Origin of the sequence: Pseudomonas sp. P7758 (genome assembly GCF_013386485.1) — a bacterium.
GTDB lineage: Bacteria > Pseudomonadota > Gammaproteobacteria > Pseudomonadales > Pseudomonadaceae > Aquipseudomonas.
Map to the genome: position 1 here is coordinate 1 of NZ_JACARS010000101.1, position 23,991 is coordinate 23,991.

Annotated in this window: 11 protein-coding genes; 5 read left to right on the forward strand and 6 right to left on the reverse strand. The window is 63.6% G+C overall.

Going from position 1 to position 23,991, the window contains the following annotated elements:
* Positions 1-197 precede the first annotated feature (197 nt).
* The 5 genes from HX873_RS21270 to HX873_RS21290 all read right to left on the reverse strand — a co-directional run bounded on the left by HX873_RS21270 (position 198) and on the right by HX873_RS21290 (position 6,480).
* Positions 198-971: an enoyl-CoA hydratase/isomerase family protein gene (locus HX873_RS21270; protein WP_087695083.1), complete on the reverse strand. Its 774-nt coding sequence runs from the start codon at positions 969-971 to the stop codon at positions 198-200.
* The gene (atuD, locus tag HX873_RS21275) at positions 968-2,125 is read right to left on the reverse strand and encodes a citronellyl-CoA dehydrogenase (protein ID WP_003209038.1); all 1,158 of its coding nucleotides are present in this window, start codon (positions 2,123-2,125) and stop codon (positions 968-970) included. The genes HX873_RS21270 and atuD overlap by 4 nt, the downstream gene beginning before the upstream one ends.
* Positions 2,126-2,196: 71 nt before the next feature.
* On the reverse strand, positions 2,197-3,813 hold the full coding sequence (gene atuC, locus HX873_RS21280; protein ID WP_177123166.1) for a geranyl-CoA carboxylase subunit beta: 1,617 nt from the start codon (positions 3,811-3,813) through the stop codon (positions 2,197-2,199).
* Positions 3,814-3,816: 3 nt separating this feature from the next.
* Positions 3,817-4,689 carry an SDR family oxidoreductase gene (locus tag HX873_RS21285; RefSeq protein WP_177123167.1) on the reverse strand — a complete coding sequence of 291 codons (873 nt, stop codon included), beginning with the start codon at positions 4,687-4,689 and terminating at the stop codon, positions 3,817-3,819.
* A 12-nt stretch (positions 4,690-4,701) separates the two neighbouring features.
* Entirely contained in the window at positions 4,702-6,480 is a 1,779-nt protein-coding gene (locus HX873_RS21290; RefSeq protein ID WP_177123168.1) for an acyclic terpene utilization AtuA family protein, read from the reverse strand.
* A 154-nt stretch (positions 6,481-6,634) separates the two neighbouring features.
* Here HX873_RS21290 and HX873_RS21295 point away from each other — a divergent pair, with 154 nt between their 5' ends.
* From HX873_RS21295 to HX873_RS21305, 3 genes are all read left to right on the forward strand, one after another.
* Positions 6,635-7,258 carry a TetR/AcrR family transcriptional regulator gene (locus HX873_RS21295; RefSeq protein WP_177123169.1) on the forward strand — a complete coding sequence of 208 codons (624 nt, stop codon included), beginning with the start codon at positions 6,635-6,637 and terminating at the stop codon, positions 7,256-7,258.
* Between the two features lie 99 nt (positions 7,259-7,357).
* Positions 7,358-8,146, forward strand: a complete 789-nt coding sequence (locus tag HX873_RS21300; RefSeq protein ID WP_177123170.1) for an ABC transporter substrate-binding protein — start codon at positions 7,358-7,360, stop codon at positions 8,144-8,146.
* Between the two features lie 66 nt (positions 8,147-8,212).
* Positions 8,213-9,226 carry a GNAT family N-acetyltransferase gene (locus HX873_RS21305; RefSeq protein ID WP_003209026.1) on the forward strand — a complete coding sequence of 338 codons (1,014 nt, stop codon included), beginning with the start codon at positions 8,213-8,215 and terminating at the stop codon, positions 9,224-9,226.
* Between the two features lie 138 nt (positions 9,227-9,364).
* Here HX873_RS21305 and HX873_RS21310 read toward each other — a convergent pair whose 3' ends face one another.
* Positions 9,365-9,916: an RNA polymerase factor sigma-70 gene (locus HX873_RS21310; protein WP_003209024.1), complete on the reverse strand. Its 552-nt coding sequence runs from the start codon at positions 9,914-9,916 to the stop codon at positions 9,365-9,367.
* Positions 9,917-10,194: 278 nt separating this feature from the next.
* Here HX873_RS21310 and HX873_RS21315 point away from each other — a divergent pair, with 278 nt between their 5' ends.
* Positions 10,195-10,953, forward strand: a complete 759-nt coding sequence (locus HX873_RS21315) for a thioesterase II family protein (protein ID WP_177023348.1) — start codon at positions 10,195-10,197, stop codon at positions 10,951-10,953.
* 60 nt (positions 10,954-11,013) lie between these two features.
* Positions 11,014-23,952 carry a non-ribosomal peptide synthetase gene (locus HX873_RS21320; protein WP_177123179.1) on the forward strand — a complete coding sequence of 4,313 codons (12,939 nt, stop codon included), beginning with the start codon at positions 11,014-11,016 and terminating at the stop codon, positions 23,950-23,952.
* Positions 23,953-23,991 lie beyond the last annotated feature (39 nt).

The following is a 23,991-nucleotide window of genomic DNA, read 5'->3' on the forward strand; positions in this document are numbered from 1 at the left end:
GGTTTAGCCGCGCCGGGCCATGGATGGCCCGTGCGGCGGCCCGCGGAGCAATGCCGGAGTGAGGGAACGCCGAGCCACAGCGAGGCGCCGACAGGCGGGGCAGAGCGTTTTGGTTACTTTTGCGCTTTTCAAAAGTGACCCGCTGTAAGAGCGGAACCCATAGTCGCCATTACAAAAATAACGGATATGCCCCCGATTCATCGCGCCCACCCCGGCCTGCGCTTCTGCACAAACGCCTGAGTCCCCTCAACCCCTTCCTCACCACAAACCGCCTCGGCAAACCACTCGGCAGCCTGGTCCAACAACGGCCCCAACGCCTGCTCACCACTGGCCAGCAGCAACGCCTTGGTCCGCGCATTAGCCCCCGGAGCACACCGCAAAACCTGCCCCAACACCTCATCCAGCCGCTCCGCCAACGCCTGCGGATCGTGCTCCACAAAATGCACCAACCCCAACCGCAGCGCCTCAACCCCATCAAACCGCGCCGCCGTCAAAGCCAGCCGCCGCGCTTGGGTCAGCCCGATACGCTTCACCACAAACGGCGCAATCTGCGCCGGCAATAACCCGAGGCCGGTCTCCGGCAACCCAAACTGCGCCTGATGATCCGCAATCGCCACATCACTGACACACACCAACCCAAACCCACCGCCCAGCACGGCACCCTCAAGCACCACAATCACCACCTGCGGCAGCGCCTCCACTTCCTGCAACAGCGTACCGAACGCCCGGTTCAACGCCTGCAAGCCGCCCGCGGCTCCCGCGCGAGCCATGTCCTTCACATCGCCACCGGCCGAAAAATGCCCACCCGCGCCGCTGATAACCAACGCCCGCACGCTCTTGTCCCCAGCCACATCGGCCAGTACCGCACGCAGTTCGTTGACCATTTCCAGGCTCATGGCATTGCGGCTGTCCGGCCGATTGAGGGTCACATGCAGCACCCCGTTATGCGGTTCCAGCAACAACGTGTTCACGACTTCTTCCCCGGCAGGGTGCCCATCAATTTGCAGATGATCCCCAGCATGATCTCGTCCGCCCCACCACCAATCGACACCAGCCGCACATCGCGATAAGCCCGGGCCACCGGGTTGTCCCACATGAACCCCATGCCGCCCCAATATTGCAGGCAACTGTCGCTGACTTCGCGCCCCAGGCGCCCGGCCTTGAGCTTGGCCATGGAGGCCAGGCGCGTCACGTCCTGGCCCTTGATGTACTGCTCGGTGGCCTGGTATACCAGCGCCCGCAGGCATTCGATTTCGGTGGACAGTTCGGCCAGGCGGAAGTGGATCACCTGGTTGTCGATCAGCGCCTTGCCGAAGGTCTTGCGTTCCTTGCAGTAATCGATGGTGCTGTCGATGCAGTACTCCAGGCCCTTGACCATATTGGCCGCGCCGAACAGCCGCTCTTCCTGGAACTGCAGCATCTGCATCATGAATCCCGCACCTTCATGGCCGATGCGGTTGCGCTGGGGGATGCGCACGTCGTCGAAAAACACCTGGGCGGTTTCCGAGCTGTGCATGCCGAGCTTTTCCAAGGGCGGGCTGACGCTGATGCCGGGGGTGTTCATCGGCACCATGATCAGCGACTTGTTGATGTGCGGCTTGTCGTCCGAGGTGTTGGCCAGCAGGCAGATGAAGTCGGCGCTCGGTGAGTTGGTGATCCACATCTTGCTGCCGTTGATCACGTAGTCAGTGCCGTCCTTGCGGGCATGGGTTTTCAGCCCGGCCACGTCGGAGCCGGCGCCGGTTTCCGAAACGCCGATGCAGCCCACCTGTTCGCCGCTGATGGCCGGGCGCAGGAATTCTTCGCGCAATTCATCGGAGCCGAAGCGGGCGAGGGCCGGGGTGCACATGTCGGTCTGCACGCCGATGGACATCGGGATGCCGCCGCAGCGAATGCTGCCGAACTCTTCGGCGGCGACGATCGAGTAGCTGTAGTCGAGGCCCATGCCACCGAATTTTTCCGGCTTGGAGATACCCAGCAAACCGAGGTCGCCGGCCTTGCGGAAGATCTCGTGGATCGGAAAGCGTCCGGCCTTTTCCCACTCATCCACATGCGGGTTGATCTCGCGCTCGACAAAGCCACGGACGGTGCGACGCAGTGCTTCGTGTTCCTGGGTGAAGATCATTTTTATTGTTCTCCCTATGGGGACGCGGGGCGTCCCGGGCTGCATTCCCACGCGGAGCGTGGGAACAATCATCAAAACCGCGCTGCACCAAAGCTGTTGGGCTGTAGTTGCCGCACCTCGGCCTCGTGGCAGATGTCCAGCAGAAACCCGAGCAAGGTCCGTGTATCCCGTGGGTCAATCAGCCCGTCGTCCCACAGGTTCGCGCTGCCATAAAGGGCGGTGGACTGGCTGTCGAGTTTCTGTGCGGTGACCTGTTCGAGCATGTCGAGCACCTTGGGGTCGGGCACCAGGCCGTCTTTCAGTTGCTTGGCTTCGGTGACGATCCGCAGCACCTTGCCCGCCTGGGCGCCGCCCATCACGGCGGTGCGACTGTTGGGCCAGGCGAAGATAAAACGCGGGTCGAGCCCACGGCCGCACATCGCATAGTTGCCGGCACCGTAGGAGCCGCCGACGACGATGGTCAGTTTCGGCACCCGCGCATTGGCCACCGCCTGGATCATCTTCGCGCCGTGCTTGATCACGCCTTGCTGTTCCGACTCGGTGCCCACCATGAAGCCGGTGGTGTTGTGGAAGAACAGCAGCGGTGTCTGGCTCTGGTCGCACAGCTGGATAAATTGCCCGGCCTTGCTCGCACCCTTCGGGGTGATCGGCCCGTTGTTGCCGATAAAGCCACAGGCGCGGCCCTGGATATGCAGGTGGCCGCAGACGGTGTGCGGGTCGAACTCGCCCTTGAATTCGAGGAAGTTGGAAGCGTCCGCCAACCGCGCGAGGATTTCGCGCACGTCGTAGGGCTTTTTCGGATCGTCGGGGATCAGCCCCAACAGCTCGTCAATCGGGTACAGCGGCTCGCTGTAAGCGCGCTTTGGCACAGGCGGCAAGCGGTCATCCCACGGCAACAGGCTGACAATCTCACGCACGATGCGCACGCCGTCAGCGTCGTTTTCCGCCAGGTATTCAGCGGTGCCGGCGGTTTGCGCATGCATCTCGGCGCCGCCCAGTTCTTCATCGGTGGCGACTTCGCCGGTGGCGGCCTTGAGCAGCGGCGGGCCGGCCAGGAACAGCTTGGCCTTGCCACGCACCACCACCACGTAATCCGAAAGACCCGGCTGATAAGCGCCGCCCGCCGTGGCCGAGCCATGCACCACGGTGATCTGCGGCAGGCCCATGGCCGACATCCGCGCCTGGTTGGCGAAGCTGCGGGCGCCTTCGACGAAAATCTCGGCGGCGTAGTTGAGGTTGGCGCCGCCGCTTTCTGCCAGCGTCACCACCGGCAGTTTGTTTTCCATGGCGATCTGTTGCAGGCGCAGGGATTTTTTCAGGCCCGAGGGGGAAATGGTCCCGCCCTTGATCGCGCTGTTGTTGGCCACCACCAGCATGCGCACGCCGCTGACGTAGCCGATGCCGGCGATCAACCCGCCCCCAGCGGCGCTGCCGTCTTTGTCATCGTGCAGTTTGTAGCCGGCCAGGCTCGCCAGTTCAAGGAACGGCGCGCCGGGGTCGAGCAATAAATTCAGGCGTTCCCGTGGCAGCAGTTGCCCGCGCTTGTCAAACCTGGCCTTGGCTTCGGCGGCCTTGCCCAGCAGGTTTTGCTCCAGCTGGCGCAATTGATTGACGCCCGTGAGCATCGCTTCGCGGTTCTGCGCGAATTGCGGGCTGTGGGCGTCGAGTTGCGAGTCGATCACCGGCATGGCTTATTTCTCCTCCTTGAGCACGTCCGGCAAGTAAGCCCGGTGGAAACCATTAAAGGACACGCTCGGCGGTTGCGCCTTGTGCAGCGGCCAGGCGCGGCTGCCCAGGCTGGCGGCGCCGTCGATGCGCAAGGTGCTGCCGCTGACGAACGCGGCGGCGGGGCTGAGCAAGAACACAATCGCCGCGCTGACTTCCGATTCGGTGCCGATGCGCTTGAGCGGTACATGCTCGCGCAAGGTCGGGATCACCGCCTTGAATGCGCCTTCGTAGGTGTCCATGCCGCTGGAGGCAATCCAGCCCGGCGCCACGGCGTTGACCCGCACCCCGGCGTAACCCCATTCAACGGCGGCGGTCTTGGTGAGGTTGTCCATGCCCGAACGTGCCGCACCGGAGTGGCCCATGCCGGGCATGCCGCCCCACATGTCGGCGAGCATGTTGACGATGGACCCGCCGTGCTTGCTCATGCTCTGGTTGAACACTTCCCGGGCCATCAGGAAACCGCCCACCAGGTTGGTGCGCAACACGGTTTCAAAGCCCTTCTGGTTGATCGACGCGAGCGGCGAGGGGTACTGGCCGCCGGCGTTGTTCACCAGGCCATGAATCGGGCCGTGCTCCTGCAGGACCTGGCCGACCAGCGCCTTGACCGCTTCTTCATCACGAATATCGCAGGCCTGCCAGCTGGCGCGACCGCCGTCCTCACTGATCTCCGCCGCCACCGTTTGCAGTTTTTCCGGCTTGCGCCCCACCAGAATCACATGGGCGCCGAGGGCTGCCAGCTCGTGGGCGGTGCAACGGCCAATGCCACTGCCGCCGCCGGTAACGATGATGGTCTGCCCCTGGAACAGGTCTTCTTTGAAGATCGAGTCGAAGGCCACGGCGTGGGTCCTTTAAGTGAATTGATCGGCAATGTGCTGCGGCACGGCAATCGGGATTTCCAGCAACTGTTGGGCGAAGGCCTTGCCTTGGGGATCGATGCGCAGGCTGGCAATCCCGCCGCCACCCAGGGCGTTTTCCAGCAGGAAGTTCAGGCTGTGGCTGCCGGGCAAATACCAGCGCTCGACGCGGCCGTGGATCGGGTCGAGCACGTGGCTCATCCAGTCGACGATCACTTCGGGCGTCAGCGCCTCGGCGATCCACGGCAGGTACTCGGGCTCGCGGGCGATCACCCCGATGTTGCTGTGGTTGCCCTTGTCGCCGGAGCGGGCCACGGCCAGCTTGACCAGCGGCACGTTGGCGTCGGCGCGGCCTTGGGGTTTGGGCGGGTCGATCAATGCGATCGAGGTGTTCAGCGGTTTGGCGACGGGCAATTCGCAGGCATGCCGTTCGCCAAGGAAGTCGACCTGCAATTGGCAGGCGCTTTTATCGATCAGGAATGAAAACAACCGAATCAGCGGGTACACCGTGGGTCGCCCGCCGACGATCCCGGTGAGCCCCGGCGCCATGCCGGTGGCCGCCTGGGCAATCTCCCGGGCGAACACCACCAGCGCCTGTTTGCTGGGGTGACGCACCGCCAGTTTCACCACCACTTCGCGGCAGTCCTGGCGTTGGGCATGGGGGCCGTAGGTGGCTTCGCTGCCCAGCAGTTCGATGTTGATGTCGGTGTAGGGCGCCCAGCCGCGCTGGCTGAACAGCTCTGAGGTCTTGTTGATGATCGCCTGGCTGACCCGTTCGGCCTTGGCCACCGCGTCGATCCCGGCGATCAGGCAACTGGCGGTGCAGCGAAAACCATCCGGGTAGGTGGCGCTGATCTTGTACTGGTCGGTGGGCGGCAGGCCTTTGGCGCCGTGCAGGTGCACGCGGTTTTTGCCTTGTTGCCGGAGCTTGACCTGGCTGAAGTCGCAGATCACGTCGGGCAACAGGTAGGCGCGCGGGTCGCCGATTTCATACAGCAGTTGCTCGGCGACGCTCAGTTCGCTGATCAGTCCGCCGGTGCCCTCGACCTTGCTGACGGTGAACTGGCCGTCGGCACTGACCTCCACAATCGGGAAACCGATGTGTTCGTAGTCCGGCACCTCCCGCCAATCGGTGAAGTTGCCGCCGGTGCACTGCGCGCCGCATTCGATGATATGCCCGGCCAATGCCGCCTGGGCCAGGCGGTCGTAGTCCTGCCAGGACCAGTTGAATTCATGCACCAGCGCCGCGCTGACCACTGCGCTGTCGACCACACGGCCGGTGATGACGATATCGGCGCCCAGCTTCAACGCCTGCACGATACCGGGCGCGCCGAGGTAGGCGTTGGTGGATACGCACATCGGCGGCAAGGGCGCGCCGCTGAACATGTCGGTGACGCCGTGCAGTTGCTTGAACTGCGGTAGCAGGTCATCCCCCAGCAGTACGGCGATCTTCAACGGGATTCGGGCCTGGTCGCAGGCCGCCTGCAACGCGGCGGCGCAGGCCTGGGGGTTGATCCCGCCGGCGTTGCTGATCACGCGGATGCCCTGGCGCTGGATATCCGCCAGCAGCGGCGTCAGCACCTCGACGAAATCCGTGGCATAGCCGGCCTGGGGATCTTTCATTCGCGCTCCGGCGAGGATCGACAGGGTGACTTCCGCCAGGTAGTCGAACACCAGGTAATCCAGCGTGCCGCCGTGCACCAACTGCGCAGCGGCGGTGCAGGTGTCGCCCCAGAAGGCGCTGGCGCAGCCGATGCGTACCGTCTTGTTCATGGGGCGTCCTTCCTCTGGTTTGCTGATACCAACACTACCAAGCAAGCGCTTGGTTTGTAAACTCTGGTCATAACTTTGCCCCAAGCGCTTGCTTGGTTGGCTGCCACGGCCTAAATTGCCGCCCAAGACGTAACCAGAAGTTAAGGAGAGCAGCATGGATGAGCAAAAAGCCCTGCGGGTGATGCGCACCATGGTCGACGCCGGCCAATTGACCGACCCCGACAGTGCCCGTGGCAAGCTGCTGCAAACCGCGGCCCACCTGTTTCGCAACAAGGGTTTTGAGCGCACCACCGTGCGTGACCTGGCCGGCGCGGTCGGGATCCAGTCCGGCAGCATCTTTCATCACTTCAAGAGCAAGGACGAAATCCTGCGGGCGGTGATGGAGGAAACCATCCACTACAACACCGCCCTGATGCGCGCTTCCCTGGCCGAGGCGAGCAACGTGCGCGAGCGGGTGCTGGCGCTGATTCGTTGCGAATTGCAGTCGATCATGGGCGGCAGTGGCGAGGCCATGGCGGTGCTGGTGTATGAATGGCGTTCCCTGTCGGCCGAGGGCCAGGCCCAGGTGCTGGCCTTGCGCGATATCTACGAAGAGATCTGGTTGCAGGTGCTGGGGGAGGCGAAAAACGCCGGTTACATCAAAGGCGATGTGTTTATCACGCGGCGTTTCCTGACGGGCGCCTTGTCCTGGACCACCACCTGGTTTCGCGCCCAGGGCAGCATGACCCTCGATCAACTGGCCGACGAAGCCTTGCTGATGGTGTTGAAAGCTGACTAGCCCTTTCGCGCAAGCTATTAATTGTGTGGCAGAAAGTTGTCTCGATAGACAAAAACGCCTAGCTTAGCGGGATCAAAGTTTTCGACGGTGTGTGCCTTGATGTTTTCGCCTTGGCGATTGGCTGCAGGACTCTCAATATGGGCACTTGGCGCACTGTGGCTGATGCCTGCCTCGGCCGCCCAACTGGTGAGGGTCGGTGCTGCGCATTTCCCGCCATACACCGTGCGCCCGGAGCAGGGTGCCGACACCGGGTTGCTGCCGCAACTGGTGGAAGCCTTGAACGCCCTGCAAACCGACTACCAGTTTGTGCTGGTACCCACCTCGATTCCCCGGCGTTTTCGCGACTTCCAGCAAGGTCGGGTGGACATGGCGATCTTCGAAAACCCCAAGTGGGGCTGGCAGGATATTGCCCACACCGATGTCGACATGGGCCTGGAGGATGCGGAAATCTTCGTGGCCCAACAGGAGCCCGGTCGCGACCAATCGTATTTCGCCGACCTGACCGGCAAGCGCCTGGCGGTGTTCAGCGGCTATCACTACGCGTTCGCCAATTTCAACCCCGACCCCAAGTACATGGCGGAGCACTTCAACGCCACCTTGACCTATTCCCACGACAGCAACCTGCTGATGGTCGCCCGGGGCCGGGCCGACATTGCCCTGGTGACGCGTTCCTACCTCAGCGATTTCCTGGTGCGCAATTCCGATACGGCGGCGCAGTTCCTGGTGTCCGAGCGGATCGACCAGGTGTACCACCACTATGCGTTGCTGCGGCCCAAGGCGCCGATCTCGGGGCCGGCGTTCGCCGGGCTGCTCAAGCAGCTGAGGGACAACGGCCAGTTGCTGAAGATCTTCGAGCCTTACCGCATCGATGTGATGCCGGTACCGTGATCGTCTAAATTTTTGCCCTCGGCTCACGTCACTTGTTGAACTGTCGACGATTCGTGAGCCCATCCCATGTCCAATCTGAATGACCTGTCAGTGCTGCCCTTGCCGGCGGGACCCGCCCTGAATGCTGATGAAACTGATAGCCGCCTGAGCCTCACCCTTGAGGGCCAGCCGCTGATTCGCCTGCGCCTTGAGCGGGGTGATGAGGTGCAGGTGCATTTGCAGGAGCCCGCCAGTGTGCCGGCTGCCCGTGCCTTGTGGGCTGCGTGTTATTGGCTGTTTGCCAGGGAGCCCGGGCGTCAGCGACTGGTCTGGTGTCTTGAGCATGCGCCGGAAGATGCCTTGCGCAGTGGGTTGCTGGTGGCGACCGGGGTTGCCGGGCAGTTTCATTGCGAGCGCACGTTGTTCTGGCAGTTGCCGCAACCGTGGCTGGGGCAATCTCTCACGGGGACTTATCCGCAGCAGATGATCATCAGCGGCGGCAAGCGTCATCCTGCCCGTGCGCCGAAGCCGCGGGGCGAGGTGTATCGGCGGTTTGATGCGCGGCTGGGGGCGTGGATTTCACTGCGTACGGTGGAGATTGATGTTGATCTGGCGCGCTTCAATCGTTGGCAGAACAGTGCGCGGGTGGCGAATTTCTGGCAGGAAACCGGCAGCCTGGAACAGCATCGGGAGTATCTGGACAAGCTGGAAGCGGATCCCCATGCGTTGACGTTGATTGGCTGTTTCGATGATGAGCCGTTTGCTTATTTCGAGGCGTATTGGGCGAAGGAGGATCGGATTGCGCCGTTTTATGACGCGGCGGATTACGATCGCGGGATTCATATGCTGGTGGGCGAAGAGCACCACCGTGGTCCGCACAAGGTAGCGAGCTGGTTGTCGGCGCTGGTGCATTACTTGTTTCTCGATGATCCGCGTACGCAGCGTGTGGTGGCTGAGCCTCGGGCGGATAACGGGAAGATGATTGGGCATATGCAGAATCAGTGTTTCCACTGTGAGAAGGAGTTTGATTTTCCTCATAAGCGGGCGGCGTTGATGATTCTGGGGCGGGAACGGTTTTTTGAGCGGTGTGGGTTGGTTTGACTGAGCAAAAAATCTGAGTGCACGAAGATCAAATGTGGGAGCGGGCTTGCTCGCGAAAGCGCAGTGTCAGTCAATGCATGTGTGACTGACCCACCGCTTTCGCGAGCAAGCCCGCTCCCACATGGGATGTGTGGCGCGTCAGGCCCGCCGCGCAAACGTGTCGCTATGGGTCCCGGAAACCTTCCGGCAATGCACCAGCGCATCGCGAATCATAAAGTTCACCAACGTCGGTGAAACCCCCAGCTCCTTGGCAATATCCTTCTGCGGCACCCCGTGCAGCCGGTACATCTCAAACGCATAACGCGTGCGCTGAGGCAACTCGGTCAAGGCGTCGGCAATGTTCTCCAGCGTCGAAAAGTTGATGTGCGAGGTCTCAGGTGAAGCGCCGTGAATAACCACATTCAAGCCTTCCTCTTCCGTGCCGGAATATTTCAGCTCCAGCGCCTGCTTGCGGTAGTGATCAATAGCCAGGTTGCGCACGATCTGGAACAGGTAACTGAGCTGCGCCTTGAACGATGACGTGATGGTGGGGGCCGATTGCAACCGGAAGTAGGCGTCTTGCACCACGTCTTCGGCGCGGGATCGGCAGCCGGTAATACGCGCTGCGATCTTGACCAGGATCAGTCGATTGTCGACGAAGGCCTGGAGTAGGGGTGAGTCGCACCTGCCTGTGGATACTTGTTCCGTCATGGAAATCACCTTGTTGCAAGAGAAGGTTGGGGGAGGGCGTCCTTGCTGAGGCCTCCTACACATCGGGCAACAAATTATGCTTAATGATAATGATTGTCAAATGAGAAGACGAACTAATCTTATGCTTTATCGAGAGGTGTGAACGGCGTCTCGCTGACTAATTATTTCCCGGTGCCATCCGTTCTCATGGGTGAAAGGCCAGTTAACAAACCGGCCAAGGATCAGCGCCTGGAGGAGGACAAAATGGGTTTTTATCGTGTGAGCGGGAGTGGTCTGAAATGAACACGCCGGCTCGATTACGCCTGTTTTGCCTGCCTTACTCCGGCGCCAGCGCCATGGTCTACAGCCGCTGGCGACGGGCGCTGCCGGAGTGGTTGCAGGTGCGGCCGCTGGAGTTGCCGGGGCGCGGCATGCGCATGGACGAGCCGTTGCAGCGCGATATCAAAAAACTGGCCGGGCAACTGGCTGATGAGATCCGCGCCGAGCTGGACGGCCCCTACGCCTTGTTCGGCCACAGCCTCGGCGGCCTGCTGGCCTTCGAGCTGGCCCATGCCCTGCGCGAACGGGGTGCGCCGCCGCCATTGGCGCTGTTTGCCTCGGGTACCGCCGGCCCGGCCTGTCGCGATGTCAGCGAATACGCCATCGAGAAAAACGACGAACAACTGATCGCCCGCCTGCGAGAACTCAAGGGCACGGGCGAAGACGTGCTGGCCAACGCCGAACTGATGCAGTTGATGCTGCCGATCCTGCGGGCCGACTTCCTGCTGTGCGGCAGTTTCGAATACGGCGAGCGTGAGCCGCTGAGCCTGCCCATCCATGTATTCGGCGGCAAGCAGGACACGGTGCGCGCCGATCAACTGCTGGACTGGCAGCAAGACACCGCCAGCGGTTTCTCCCTCGACATGTTCGACGGTCACCACTTCTTCCTGGTGCAGCACGAGAGTTCCGTACTGCGCTGTGTGCGGCGTTACGCCGACGAACACCTGGCCCGCTGGCGCAACGACGCCGCGCGGCAGATGGCCCGGGCGACCGGCTGAACAAGCCCCCGGCCACACATTCCCCGATTTCCCAGTAAGCCGATTTCAGGCAGGAACCCCATAATGGACGCCTTCGAACTTCCCCGCACCCTGGTTCAGTCCCTTCAACGCCGCGCCGCGCAAACCCCGGATCGACTGGCGTTGCGCTTCCTTGCCGAGACGGCCGAACAGAGCGTTGTCCTCAGTTACCGCGACCTCGACCTGCGCGCCCGCACCATCGCCGCCGCCTTGCAGGCCGACGCCGGGCTGGGCGATCGTGCGGTGCTGCTGTTCCCCAGCGGGCCGGATTACGTCGCGGCGTTCTTTGGTTGCCTGTACGCCGGGGTCATCGCGGTGCCGGCCTATCCGCCGGAGTCCGCCCGCCGCCATCATCAGGAGCGGCTGCTGTCGATCATTGCAGACGCCGAGCCGCGGTTGCTGCTGACCACGTCCAGCCTCGGTGATTCGCTGGCGCAACTCGAAGGCGCGCCGCAGTTGCTGTGCGTTGACAGTCTCCATGTTGAAATCGCGGGCAATTGGATCGCGCCCAACTTGCAGGACGATGACATCGCCTTCCTGCAATACACCTCCGGCTCCACTGCGTTGCCCAAGGGCGTGCAAGTGACCCACGGCAACCTGGTGGCCAACGAATTGCTGATCCGTCGCGGCTTCGGCATCGACCTGAACCCCGACGACGTGATCGTCAGCTGGTTGCCGCTGTACCACGACATGGGCCTGATCGGCGGGCTGCTGCAGCCGATCTTCAGCGGTGTGCCGTGCGTATTGATGTCGCCGGCGTACTTCCTTGGCCGGCCATTGCGCTGGCTCGAAGCGATCAGCGAATACGGCGGCACCATCAGCGGCGGGCCGGACTTCGCCTATCGCTTGTGCAGCGAGCGAGTCAGCGAATCGGCATTGGATCGCCTGGACCTGAGCAAATGGCGCGTGGCGTATTCCGGCTCCGAGCCGATCCGCCTCGACACCCTCGAACGCTTCGCCGAGAAGTTCGCCGCCTGCGGTTTTACTCCGAACAATTTCTTCGCCTCCTACGGCTTGGCGGAGGCCACCTTGTTCGTTGCCGGCGGCACCCGTGGCCACGGCATCCCGGCCCTGCGCCTGGACGAACAGGCTCTGGCCGCCAATCGCGCCGAGCCAGGGCAGGGCGCGGCGATCATGAGTTGCGGCACCAGCCAGCCCGAGCACGCGGTGCTGATTGTCGACCCCGCCACCCTGGCGACGCTCCCCGACAATGCCGTCGGTGAAATCTGGGCCACCGGCCCGAGCATCGCCCATGGTTATTGGCGCAACCCTGAAGCCACCGCCAAGACCTTCGTCCAGCACGAAGGCCGTACCTGGCTGCGGACCGGCGACCTCGGGTTTATCCGCGAAGGTGAAGTGTTCATCACCGGCCGGCTGAAAGACCTGCTGATCGTGCGGGGCCACAACCTGTATCCCCAAGACATCGAGCAAGCCATCGAGCGTGAAGTGGAAGTGGTGCGCAAGGGCCGGGTCGCCGCGTTCGCGGTGAATGACCAGGGCCTGGAAGGCATCGGTATTGCTGCCGAAATCAGCCGCAGCGTGCAGAAAATCCTGCCGCCGGAAGCACTGATCAAGGCGATTCGCCAGGCGGTGGCCGAAGCCTGCCAGGAAGCGCCGAGCGTGGTGGTGTTGCTCAACCCCGGTGGCTTGCCGAAAACGTCCAGCGGCAAGGTGCAGCGCTCGGCCTGCCGCACACGCCTGGCGGACGGCAGCCTCGACAGTTATGCGCAGTTCCCCGGCGTGCAGGCGCCGGTCGGCGATGCTGTCCTGCAATCCGAACTGCAAAACCAGATTGCCGCGATCTGGTGCGAGCAATTGCAGGTGACGCAGGTCGCCGCCGACGATCACTTCTTCCTGCTGGGGGGCAACTCCATCAGCGCCACCCAGGTCGTCGCCCGGCTGCGGGAAACCCTCGGCTTGGAACTGAACCTGCGCCTGTTGTTCGAAGCGCCCACCCTGGCCGCCTTCGCCACCAGCGTCGGGCAATTGCAGCAGGACGGCGGCGTGGCCCAAGGCGCAATCCATGGGTTGTCGCGACAGGAAGACCTGCCGCAATCCCTCGCGCAAAACCGCTTGTGGATCACCTGGCAACTCGACCCGCACAGCAGCGCCTACACCATTCCCGGCGCCTTGCGGTTGCGCGGCGAGCTGGATGAAGACGCGGTGCGCTCAAGCTTCCAGCAATTGATCCAGCGCCACGAAGCCCTGCGCACGCGCTTCTTCGAGCGCGATGGCCAAGCCTTACAGCGGGTCGACGCCAAGGCTGATTTCGACCTGCAAGTCATCGACCTCAGCGATTTGCCTGCCGCTGAGCGGGAAGCCCGCGCCAAGCAGATTCGTGAAGACGAAGCCCGCACCCAGTTCGACCTGGAGAAAGGCCCGCTGCTGTGGGTAACGCTGGTACGCCTGGATGACGAAGACCACCAACTGCTGGTGACGATGCACCACATCATCGCGGACGGCTGGTCGCTGAACGTGTTGATCGACGAATTCTCGCGACTGTACGCCGCTGCGTCCCAGGGCCAACCCCTGGAGCTGCCAGCGCTGGCCCTGCAATACGCCGACTACGGAAGTTGGCAGCGCCAGTGGCTGGCCGAAGGCGAGGGCCAGCGGCAACTGGCTTACTGGAAACAACAACTGGGCGACGAGCACCCAACCCTGAGCCTGGCCACCGATCACCCGCGTTCGGCGCAGCACCTGCGCAGTGCCTCGCGTCACAGTGTGCGTGTGAGCACGAGCCTCGGCGAAGCCATTCGCAAGACTGCCCAAAGCCACGAATCCACGCCGTTCATGCTGTTGCTCGCGGCGTTCCAGAGCCTGCTCTATCGCTACAGCGGCCAGCGCGATATCCGCATCGGCGTGCCCAACGCCAACCGTCCGCGCCAGGAAACCCAAGGCCTGATCGGGTTCTTTATCAACACCCTCGTACTGCGCGCCGAACTGGATGCGCGCCTGCCCTTCGCCGAGTTGCTGACGGCAACCCGCACCGCAGCGCTGGGCGCCCAGGCCCATCAGGACCTGCCTTTCGAACAACTGCTGGAAGCCTTCCCCCAAGCTCGGGAACAAGGCCTGTTCCAAGTGATGTTCAACCACCAGCAACGTGACCTCGGCGCCCTGCGCCGCTTGCCGGGCCTGCTTGCCGACGAGCTGGCATGGCACAGCCGCGAAGCCAAGTTCGACCTGCAACTTCACACTGAAGAAGACCGCAACGGGCGCCTGAGCCTGTCCTTCGACTACGCCGATGAGCTGTTCGACGCCGCCACCATCGAGCGCCTGGCCGGGCACTTCATCAACCTGCTGCAAGCCATCTGCGAACAGCCGCAACAGGCCATCGGCGACCTGAAGCTGTTGCACGCCGACGAGCAGCGCCAACAACAGCAGTGGAGCGCTGCGCCGTGCACACCGGCGCAGCGCTGGCTGCCGGAACAACTCAACCAACACGTCTCGGAACGCAGCGCAGTGGTGTGGCAGGACGGCAGCCTGACCTTCGCGCAATTGCACACCCAGGCCAACCGCCTGGCCCATTACCTGCGGGACAAGGGCGTCGGCCCGGACGTGTGCGTGGCCATCGCCGCCGAGCGTTCGCCGCAACTGCTGATCGGCCTGCTGGCAATCATCAAGGCCGGCGGCGCCTATGTGCCGCTGGACCCGGATTATCCCGCCGAACGCCTGGCCTACATGCTCAAGGACAGCGGCGTGCAACTGCTGCTGACCCAGACTTCACTGCTGGAACAACTGCCCACGGCGCAAGGCGTGTGCGTCATCGCCATGGACAGCCTCAAGCTCGAAAGTTGGCCGACCCACGCGCCGGGTTTGCACCTCAATGGCGACAACCTCGCCTATGTGATCTACACCTCCGGCTCCACCGGCCAGCCCAAGGGCGTGGGCAACACCCATGCCGCGCTGGCCGAGCGCTTGCAGTGGATGCAAGCCACCTACCAATTGGATGAAACCGATGTGCTGATGCAAAAGGCGCCCATCAGTTTCGACGTGTCGGTGTGGGAGTGTTTCTGGCCGCTGATCACCGGTTGCCGCCTGGTGCTGGCCGGCCCCGGCGAGCATCGCGATCCCCATCGCATCGCGCAGTTGGTGCAGGAACACGGCGTGACCACCCTGCACTTTGTGCCGCCGCTGTTGCAGCTGTTTGTCGACGAACCGTTGGCTGCCGAATGCACCAGCCTGCGTCGCCTGTTCTCCGGCGGTGAAGCGCTGCCTGCCGAGTTACGCAACCGGGTGCTGGCGCAGTTGCCGGCGGTGCAGTTGCACAATCGGTATGGCCCCACCGAAACCGCGATCAACGTGACGCACTGGCATTGCCAGGCCGAGGACGGCGAGCGTTCGCCGATTGGCCGGCCGCTGGGCAATGTGATTTGCCGGGTGCTGGATGATCAGTTCGAGCCGCTGCCGGCGGGTGTGCCGGGTGAGTTGTGCATCGGTGGCATCGGCCTGGCCCGGGGTTACCTCGGGCGTGCGGGGCTGACCGCCGAACGCTTTGTCGCCGACCCGTTGGGTGAGGCGGGCGCACGCCTGTATCGCACCGGTGACCGCGTGCGCTGGAGCACCGACGGTGTGCTGGAATACCTCGGGCGCCTGGATCAGCAGGTCAAACTGCGTGGCTTCCGTGTCGAGCCTGAAGAAATCGAAGCCCGCCTGCTGGCTCTCGACGGCATCGCCCAAGCGGTGGTGCTGGTACGGGAAACCGCAGCCGGTGCGCAGTTGATCGGTTACTACACCGCCAGCGAACCGTTGGATGAACAGGACGTAAAAACCGCCCTGGCCGCCGAGCTGCCGGAGTACATGGTCCCGGCGCAGTTGATGCGCCTGGACGCGATGCCCCTGAGCCCAAGCGGCAAACTGGATCGCCGCGCCTTGCCGGAACCGGTGTGGCAGGTACGTGAGCACGTCGAACCTGAAACAGCGCTGGAGCAGCAAATCGCCGCGATCTGGCGTGAAATCCTGGCGCTGCCACGCATCGGCCTGCGGGACGACTTCTTCGCCCTTGGCGGCCATTCGTTGCTGGCGACGCAAATCATCTCCCGCACCCGCCAGGCCTGTGACGTCGAACTGCCGTTACGCACGCTGTTCGACGCCAGCGAGCTGGGGGCTTTCGCCGAGCAGGTCCGGCTGATCCAGGCCGCCGGGCAACGTAACCAACAGCTGGCCATCGGCAAGGTCGACCGCAGCCAACCGGTGCCACTGTCCTATTCCCAGCAGCGCATGTGGTTCCTCTGGCAGATGGAGCCCGACAGCCCGGCGTATAACGTCGGCGGCATGGCGCGCTTTCGCGGGGTGCTGGACGTGGGCCGTTTCGAGGCGGCGTTGCAGGCCTTGATCATGCGTCATGAAACCCTGCGCACCACGTTCCCGAGCATCAATGGCGTGGCGCAACAGAAGGTTGCGGCGCAAACCGGCGTGCGCATGGATTGGCAGGATTTCTCGGCGTTCAGTGAGGCCGAGCGGCAACGGCGTGTGCAGCAACTGGCCGATCATGAAGCCCACACGCCGTTCAATCTGGAGACCGGTCCACTGCTGCGCGCCTGCCTGGTCAAGGCCGGCGAGCAGGAACATTACCTGGTGCTGACCCTGCACCATATCGTCACCGAAGGCTGGGCCATGGACATCTTTGCCCGTGAACTCAGCGCGCTGTACGAAGCGTTCATCGACGACCGCGAATCACCACTGGCGCCGCTGCCGGTGCAGTACCTCGACTACAGCGTGTGGCAGCGCCAGTGGCTGGAGTCCGGCGAACGCCAGCGCCAACTGGATTACTGGACCGCGCAACTGGGCACCGAACATCCGCTGCTGGAACTGCCGGCCGACCGTCCGCGGCCGCCGGTGCAAAGTCACCAGGGCGAGCTGTACCGTTTTGATTTGAGCGACGACCTCGCCGCCCGCGTGCGTGCCTTCAACGCCGAACGCGGCCTGACCCTGTTCATGACCATGACCGCCACCCTCGCGGTATTGCTCTACCGTTACAGCGGCCAGACCGACCTGCGCATCGGTGCGCCGGTGGCCAACCGGATTCGCCCGGAAAGCGAAGGGCTGATTGGCGCATTTCTCAACACCCAGGTGCTGCGTTGCCAGCTCAACGGGCAGATGAGTGTCGGCGAACTGTTTGACCAGGTTCGCCACACCGTGATCGAAGGCCAGTCCCATCAGGACCTGCCGTTCGACCATCTGGTGGAGGCCCTGCAACCAACCCGCAGCGCGGCGTACAACCCGCTGTTCCAGGTGATGTGCAACGTGCAGCGCTGGGAATTCCAGCAAAGCCGCACCCTGGCCGGGATGACCGTCGAATACCTGGCCAACGATGCCCGCGCCACCAAGTTCGACCTCAACCTGGAGGTCACCGACCTCGATCATCGCCTGGGTTGCTGCCTGACCTACAGCACCGACCTGTTCGACGAGCCGCGCATTGCGCGCATGGCGGCGCATTGGCAAAACCTGCTGGAAGCCTTGCTTGCCGATCCGCAACAGCGCCTGAGTGAGTTGCCGTTGCTGGAGGCTGGCGAACAGCGCGCCCTGCAAGACAGCCTCGGCATTGAAGCCGGCGAGCATCGCCTCGACCAGTGCATCCATCATCTGTTCAGCGAGCAGGCCCTGGCCCGTGCCGATGCACCGGCGTTGACCTTTGCCGGGCAGACCCTGAGCTACAGCGAACTCGACAGCCGCGCCAATCGCCTGGCCTGGATGCTCCGCGAGCGCGGCGTGGGCCCGCAGGTGCGGGTCGGCCTGGCGTTGCCGCGTTCGCTGGAAATGGTCGTCGGCCTGCTGGCAATCCTCAAGGCCGGCGGCGCCTATGTGCCGCTGGACCCGGAATACCCGCTGGACCGCCTGCACTACATGATCGAAGACAGTGGCATCGGCCTGTTGCTCAGCGATGCCGCGATGTTCGACGCATTGGGCGAACTGCCTGAGAGTGTCGGCCGCTGGTGCCTGGAAGATGACCTGCTGACCCTGGCGGACTACCCGGCAAGCGAGTTGCCTTTCATCAGCCTGCCGCAACATCAGGCCTACTTGATCTACACCTCCGGTTCCACCGGCAAGCCCAAGGGCGTGGTGGTGTCCCACGGCGAAATCGCCATGCATTGCCAGGCGGTGATCGAGCGCTTCGGCATGCGCCCGGATGACTGCGAGCTGCACTTCTATTCCATCAACTTTGACGCTGCCACCGAGCGTCTGCTGGTGCCGTTGCTCAGTGGTGCCCAGGTGGTGTTGCGGGCCCAGGGCCAGTGGGACGCGGAAGAAATCTGCGGGCTGATTCGTCGGCACCGCATCAATATCCTGGGCTTCACCCCAAGCTATGGCAGCCAGTTGGCGCAATGGCTGGCCACGCAAGACCAGACCCTGGCGGTGCGCATGTGCATCACCGGCGGTGAGGCCCTGACCGGCGAACACTTGCAGCGCATTCGTGCGGCATTCAAGCCGGCGCTGTTTTTCAACGCCTATGGCCCGACTGAAACCGTGGTGATGCCGTTGGCCAGCCTGGCCCCGGAAGCCCTGGAAGAGGGCGCCGGCAGCGTGCCGATCGGCAGCATCATCGGCGCGCGTGTGGCCTACATTCTGGATGCGGATCTGGCGCTGGTGCCGCAAGGCGCGACGGGTGAGTTGTACGTCGGCGGTGCCGGCCTGGCCCAGGGGTATCACCAGCGTCCGGGGATGACGGCGGAGCGGTTTGTCGCGGATCCGTTTGCCACGAACGGCGGTCGCCTGTATCGCACCGGCGACCTGGTGCGCCAGCGTGCCGATGGCCTGGTGGAATACCTAGGTCGTATCGACCATCAAGTGAAGATTCGCGGGTTCCGCATCGAGCTGGGGGAAATTGAAACCCGCCTGCTGGAACACCAGGCGGTGCGTGAAGCAGTGGTGTTGGCGCTGGATTCCCCGAGCGGCAAACAGTTGGTGGCCTACCTGATCAGCGACGAAGAACACGGTGCACTGCGTGAATCCCTCAAGGCGCATTTGAAAGGGCAGTTGCCGGACTACATGGTGCCCGCGCACCTGATCGTTCTCGACAGCATGCCGCTGACTGCCAACGGCAAACTCGACCGCCGCGCCTTGCCGCAGCCGGACCCCGAGGCGAATCGTCAACAGTACGTGGCGCCGCGCAACGAGCTGGAGCAAACCCTGGCGGTTATCTGGTGCGCGGTACTGAACGTGCAACAGGTAGGCCTTGACGACAACTTCTTCGAGTTGGGCGGTGACTCGATCCTGTCGATCCAGGTGGTCAGCCGGGCCCGGCAGGCAGGGATTCATTTCAGCCCGCGTGATTTGTTCCAGCACCAGACCGTGCAAACCCTGGCCGCCGTGGCAACCTGCAGCGAGCAGGTCAGCGCCGAACAAGGCGTGTTGACCGGCACGTCCGGGCTGACGCCGATCCAGCACTGGTTCTTCGACACCGACATCCCGGAGCGCCAACACTGGAACCAGGCATTGCTGCTGGAGCCGGTTCAGGCCCTGGAACCTCATCGCCTGGAGCAAGCGTTGCTGGCGGTGCTGGAACATCACGACGCCCTGCGCCTGAGCTTCACCCAGCGCGACGCCCAATGGCACGCCGAACACTTGGCTGTGCCGGAAGGCGGCCTGCTGTTGCAAGCCCAGGTAGCGGACATGGAGCAGTGCAGCGCGCTGTTCACCGACACCCAGCGCAGCCTCAACCTTGCCCATGGCCCGTTGTTGCGCGCGTTGCTGGTGGACGGCCCGCAAGGCCAGCGCCGGCTGCTGATCGCGATCCATCACCTGGTGGTGGACGGCGTTTCCTGGCGGGTATTGCTGGAAGATTTGCAAACCGTGTATCGCCAGTTGAGCGACGGCCAGCCGGTCAACCTGCCGGCCAAGACCAGCGCCTTGCGCGACTGGGCGGCGCGGTTGCAGGCGTATGCCGGCAGCGAATCCCTGCGTGAGGAGCTGCACGTGTGGCAGCAACAGTTGGCCGGCCCTGCCGTTGAATTGCCGGTGGATCGCCCACAGGGTTCGCTGCGCAATCGCGACGCGGATACCGTCAGCGTGCGCCTGGATGCCGAGCGCACCCGCCAGTTGTTGCAGCAGGCGCCAAGTGCCTACCGCACCCAGGTAAACGATTTGCTGCTGACCGCCCTGGCCCGTGTGCTGTGCCGCTGGAGTGGCCATGAATCCGCATTGATCCAGCTGGAAGGCCACGGCCGCGAACCGCTATTCGACGAGATCGACCTGACCCGCAGCGTCGGCTGGTTCACCAGCGCCTACCCGCTGCGCCTGACCCCGCTGCATATCGAAGAGGCCGCCGGGCAGGGCGCCTCGATCAAGGCGATCAAGGAGCAACTGCGCGGCGTGCCCCACAAGGGGTTGGGTTATGGCGTGCTGCGCTACCTGGCCGACGACCTGTGCCGCCAGACCATGGCCGCGTTGCCGACCGCCAGTATCACCTTCAACTACCTCGGCCAGTTCGACCAGAGCTTTGGCGCCGACGCACTGTTCCACCCGCTGGACGAGTCCGCCGGGATCGCCCACGACCAGGACGCGCCGTTGCCCAACGCGCTGAGTGTCGACAGCCAGGTGTACGGCGGTGAGCTGGTGCTGCGCTGGACCTTCAGCCGCGAGCGTCACCACAGCCAGACCATCGCTGAACTGGCGGACGCTTACCTGGCGGAACTGCAAAGCCTGATCGAACATTGCCTCAAGGCAGACGCGGGCGGCCTTACGCCGTCGGACTTCCCGCTGGCGCACCTGACCCAGGGGCAACTCGATGCGCTGCCGGTGCCGGCCAATGCCATCGAAGACGTGTACCCGCTGACCCCGATGCAGGAAGGCTTGCTGCTGCACACCCTGCTGGAACCGGGCACCGGCCTCTACTACATGCAGGACCGCTACCGCATCAACAGCGCCCTGGACCCCGAGCGTTTCGCCCAGGCCTGGCAGGCGGTGATCGCCCGTCATGAAGCCTTGCGCGCCTCGTTCTGCTGGAACGTCGGCGAAGACATGTTGCAGGTTATCCACAAGCCCGGCAGCACGCCGATCGAGTACCTCGACTGGAGCCAGGAGCCGGAAAGCGAGCAGGAACCGCGCCTGCAAGCGTTGCTGAAAAGCGAGCGTGAAGCCGGTTTCGATCTGCTTAACCAGGCGCCCTTCCACCTGCGGCTGATCCGCGTAGGCGAAGCCCGCTACTGGTTCATGATGAGCAACCACCACATCCTGATCGATGCGTGGTGCCGCTCGCTGCTGATGAACGATTTCTTCGACATCTACATGGCCCTCGGCGAAGGTCGCGAAGCGCAACTGGCGACGCCACCGCGTTACCGCGATTACATCGCCTGGCTGCAACGCCAGAACCTCGCCGAGGCGCGCCAGTGGTGGCAGCAGAACCTGCAAGGGTTTGAGCGCACCACACCGATTCCGAGCGACCGGCCGTTCCTGCGCGAGCATGCCGGCCACAGCGGCGGCATGGTGGTAGGCGACTGCTACACCCGCCTGGATGTGCGCGACGGCGCGCAATTGCGCGAGCTGGCCCAGGCTCATCAATTGACGGTGAACACCTTCGCCCAGGCGGCATGGGCCCTGGTGCTGCGGCGCTTGAGTGGCGATCGCGACGTGCTGTTCGGCGTCACCGTGGCCGGGCGCCCGGTAGAAATGCCCGAGATGCAGCGCACTGTCGGGCTGTTTATCAACAGTATCGCCTTGCGGGTCAAGCTGCCGGAGGACGATCAGCAGTGCAGCGTGCGCCAATGGTTGAGCGGCCTGCTCGACAGCAATATGCAACTGCGTGAGTACGAGTACCTGCCGCTGGTGACCATCCAGGAGCACAGCGAACTGCCGAAAGGCCAGCCGCTGTTCGACAGCCTGTTCGTGTTCGAGAACGCCCCGGTGGAAGTCTCGGTACTGGACCGTGCGCAAAGCCTGAATGCCACCTCGGATTCCGGTCGCACCCACACCAACTTCCCGCTGACGGCCGTGTGCTACCCGGGCGATGACCTGGGCTTGCACCTGTCCTACGACCAGCGTTATTTCGATGAAACCACCGTGCAAGGCATGCTCGCTGAATTCAAGCGGCTGCTGCTGGCGCTGGTGCAGGGCTTCCATGGCGACATGGCCGACTTGCCGCTGATTGGCGAGCAGGAGCGTGAGTTCCTGGTGGACGGCTGCAACCAGAGCGAGCATGAATATCCGCTGGAGCGCAGTTACATCGAGCTGTTCGAAGCCCAGGTGGCACAGCATCCACAGCGGATTGCCGCCAGTTGCCTGGATCAGCAATGGACCTACTCTGAGCTGAACCGGCGCAGTAACCGCCTGGGCCATGCGCTGATTGCCGCGGGTGTCGGGCTGGACCAACCGGTGGCGTTGCTGGCTGAACGTAATCTGGATTTGCTGGGCATGATCATCGGCAGCTTCAAGGCCGGTGCCGGTTACCTGCCGCTGGACCCGGGCCTGCCGACCCAGCGCTTGAGCCGGATTATCGACTTGAGCCGCACGCCGCTGTTGGTGTGCACCGAAGCGTGCCGTGAGCAGGCGCAGGTGCTGCTGGAAGAGTTTGCCTGCTGCGGCCGGCCGAAGTTGCTGGTGTGGGAGGAGATGACTGGCTCGCAGGAAAACCCCGGTATCTACAGTACGCCGGACAACCTTGCCTACGTGATCTACACCTCGGGCTCCACCGGCTTGCCCAAGGGCGTGATGGTGGAGCAGCGCGGCATGCTCAATAACCAGTTGAGCAAAGTGCCGTATCTGCAACTGACTGAGCACGATGTGATCGCCCAGACCGCCTCGCAAAGTTTCGATATCTCGGTGTGGCAGTTCCTCGCGGCACCGCTGTTCGGGGCGCGGGTGGACATTGTGCCGAATACCATTGCCCATGATCCGCAAGGCTTGCTCGCTCACGTCCAGGCCCAGGGCATTACCGTGCTGGAAAGCGTGCCGTCACTGATCCAGGGCATGCTCGCCCAGGAGCGCATGAGCCTGGATGGCTTGCGCTGGATGCTGCCGACGGGTGAAGCGATGCCGCCGGAACTGGCGCACCAGTGGTTGCTGCGTTATCCGCAGATTGGCCTGGTCAACGCGTATGGCCCGGCGGAATGTTCGGACGACGTGGCGTTCTTCCGCGTCGACCTGGCGTCGACCCGTGGCACTTATCTGCCGATTGGTACGCCGACCGACAATAACCGGTTGTACCTGCTGGACGGTGCGCTGGAACTGGTGCCCCAAGGCGCCGTCGGCGAGTTGTGCGTGGCCGGGACCGGCGTGGGTCGTGGTTATGTCAGCGATCCGCTGCGCACGGCGCAAGCGTTTGTGCCGAATCCATTTGGTGCGGACCGGTTGTATCGAACAGGGGATTTGGCCCGCCGTCGCAGCGACGGTGTGTTGGAGTACGTCGGGCGCATCGACCATCAGGTGAAGATTCGCGGTTACCGGATCGAGCTGGGTGAAATCGAAGCGCGCCTGCATGAGCAGCCTGAAGTGCGGGATGCGGCGGTGGGCGTGCAGGAGGGCGTCAACGGCAAGCATCTGGTGGGCTACCTGGTGGCGGCGGATGCGCAGCTCAACCCGGGTGAGCGCCTCGATCGCATCAAGCAACGCCTGCGGGCCGAGCTGCCGGAATACATGGTGCCGTTGCATTGGTTGTGGCTCGACCGGTTGCCGCTGAACGCCAACGGCAAGCTGGACCGCAAGGCCTTGCCGGCACTGGAGATCGGCCAGTTGCACAGCCAGGAATATCTGGCGCCGCGCAATGAGCTGGAGCAGACGCTGGCCGGGATCTGGGCCGAGGTGCTCAAGGTCGAGCGCGTCGGCGTGCAGGACAACTTCTTCGAACTGGGCGGGCATTCGTTGCTGGCCACGCAGATAGCTTCACGGGTGCAGAAGACGCTGCAGCGGGATGTGCCGTTGCGGGCGATGTTCGAGTGCAGCACGGTGGAGGCGTTGGCGGGGTATATCGACGGGCTGGCGGCGAATGAGATCAGCGCCGAGAAGGTGGATCGGTTGAGTGATTTGATGGCGGAGCTGGAGGGTTTTTAACTCGGATCGCAACGCGCCACTCGTCGGGTGGCGCGGTTG

Bases quoted from the DNA above. Each gene is read 5' to 3' on its own strand.
- atuD (WP_003209038.1), bottom strand. From the start codon at position 2,125: ATGATCTTCACCCAGGAACACGAAGCACTGCGTCGCACCGTCCGTGGC.
- atuC (WP_177123166.1), bottom strand. From the start codon at position 3,813: ATGCCGGTGATCGACTCGCAACTCGACGCCCACAGCCCGCAATTCGCG.
- HX873_RS21290 (WP_177123168.1), bottom strand. From the start codon at position 6,480: ATGAACAAGACGGTACGCATCGGCTGCGCCAGCGCCTTCTGGGGCGAC.
- HX873_RS21295 (WP_177123169.1), top strand. From the start codon at position 6,635: ATGGATGAGCAAAAAGCCCTGCGGGTGATGCGCACCATGGTCGACGCC.
- HX873_RS21300 (WP_177123170.1), top strand. From the start codon at position 7,358: ATGTTTTCGCCTTGGCGATTGGCTGCAGGACTCTCAATATGGGCACTT.
- HX873_RS21305 (WP_003209026.1), top strand. From the start codon at position 8,213: ATGTCCAATCTGAATGACCTGTCAGTGCTGCCCTTGCCGGCGGGACCC.
- HX873_RS21310 (WP_003209024.1), bottom strand. From the start codon at position 9,916: ATGACGGAACAAGTATCCACAGGCAGGTGCGACTCACCCCTACTCCAG.
- HX873_RS21315 (WP_177023348.1), top strand. From the start codon at position 10,195: ATGAACACGCCGGCTCGATTACGCCTGTTTTGCCTGCCTTACTCCGGC.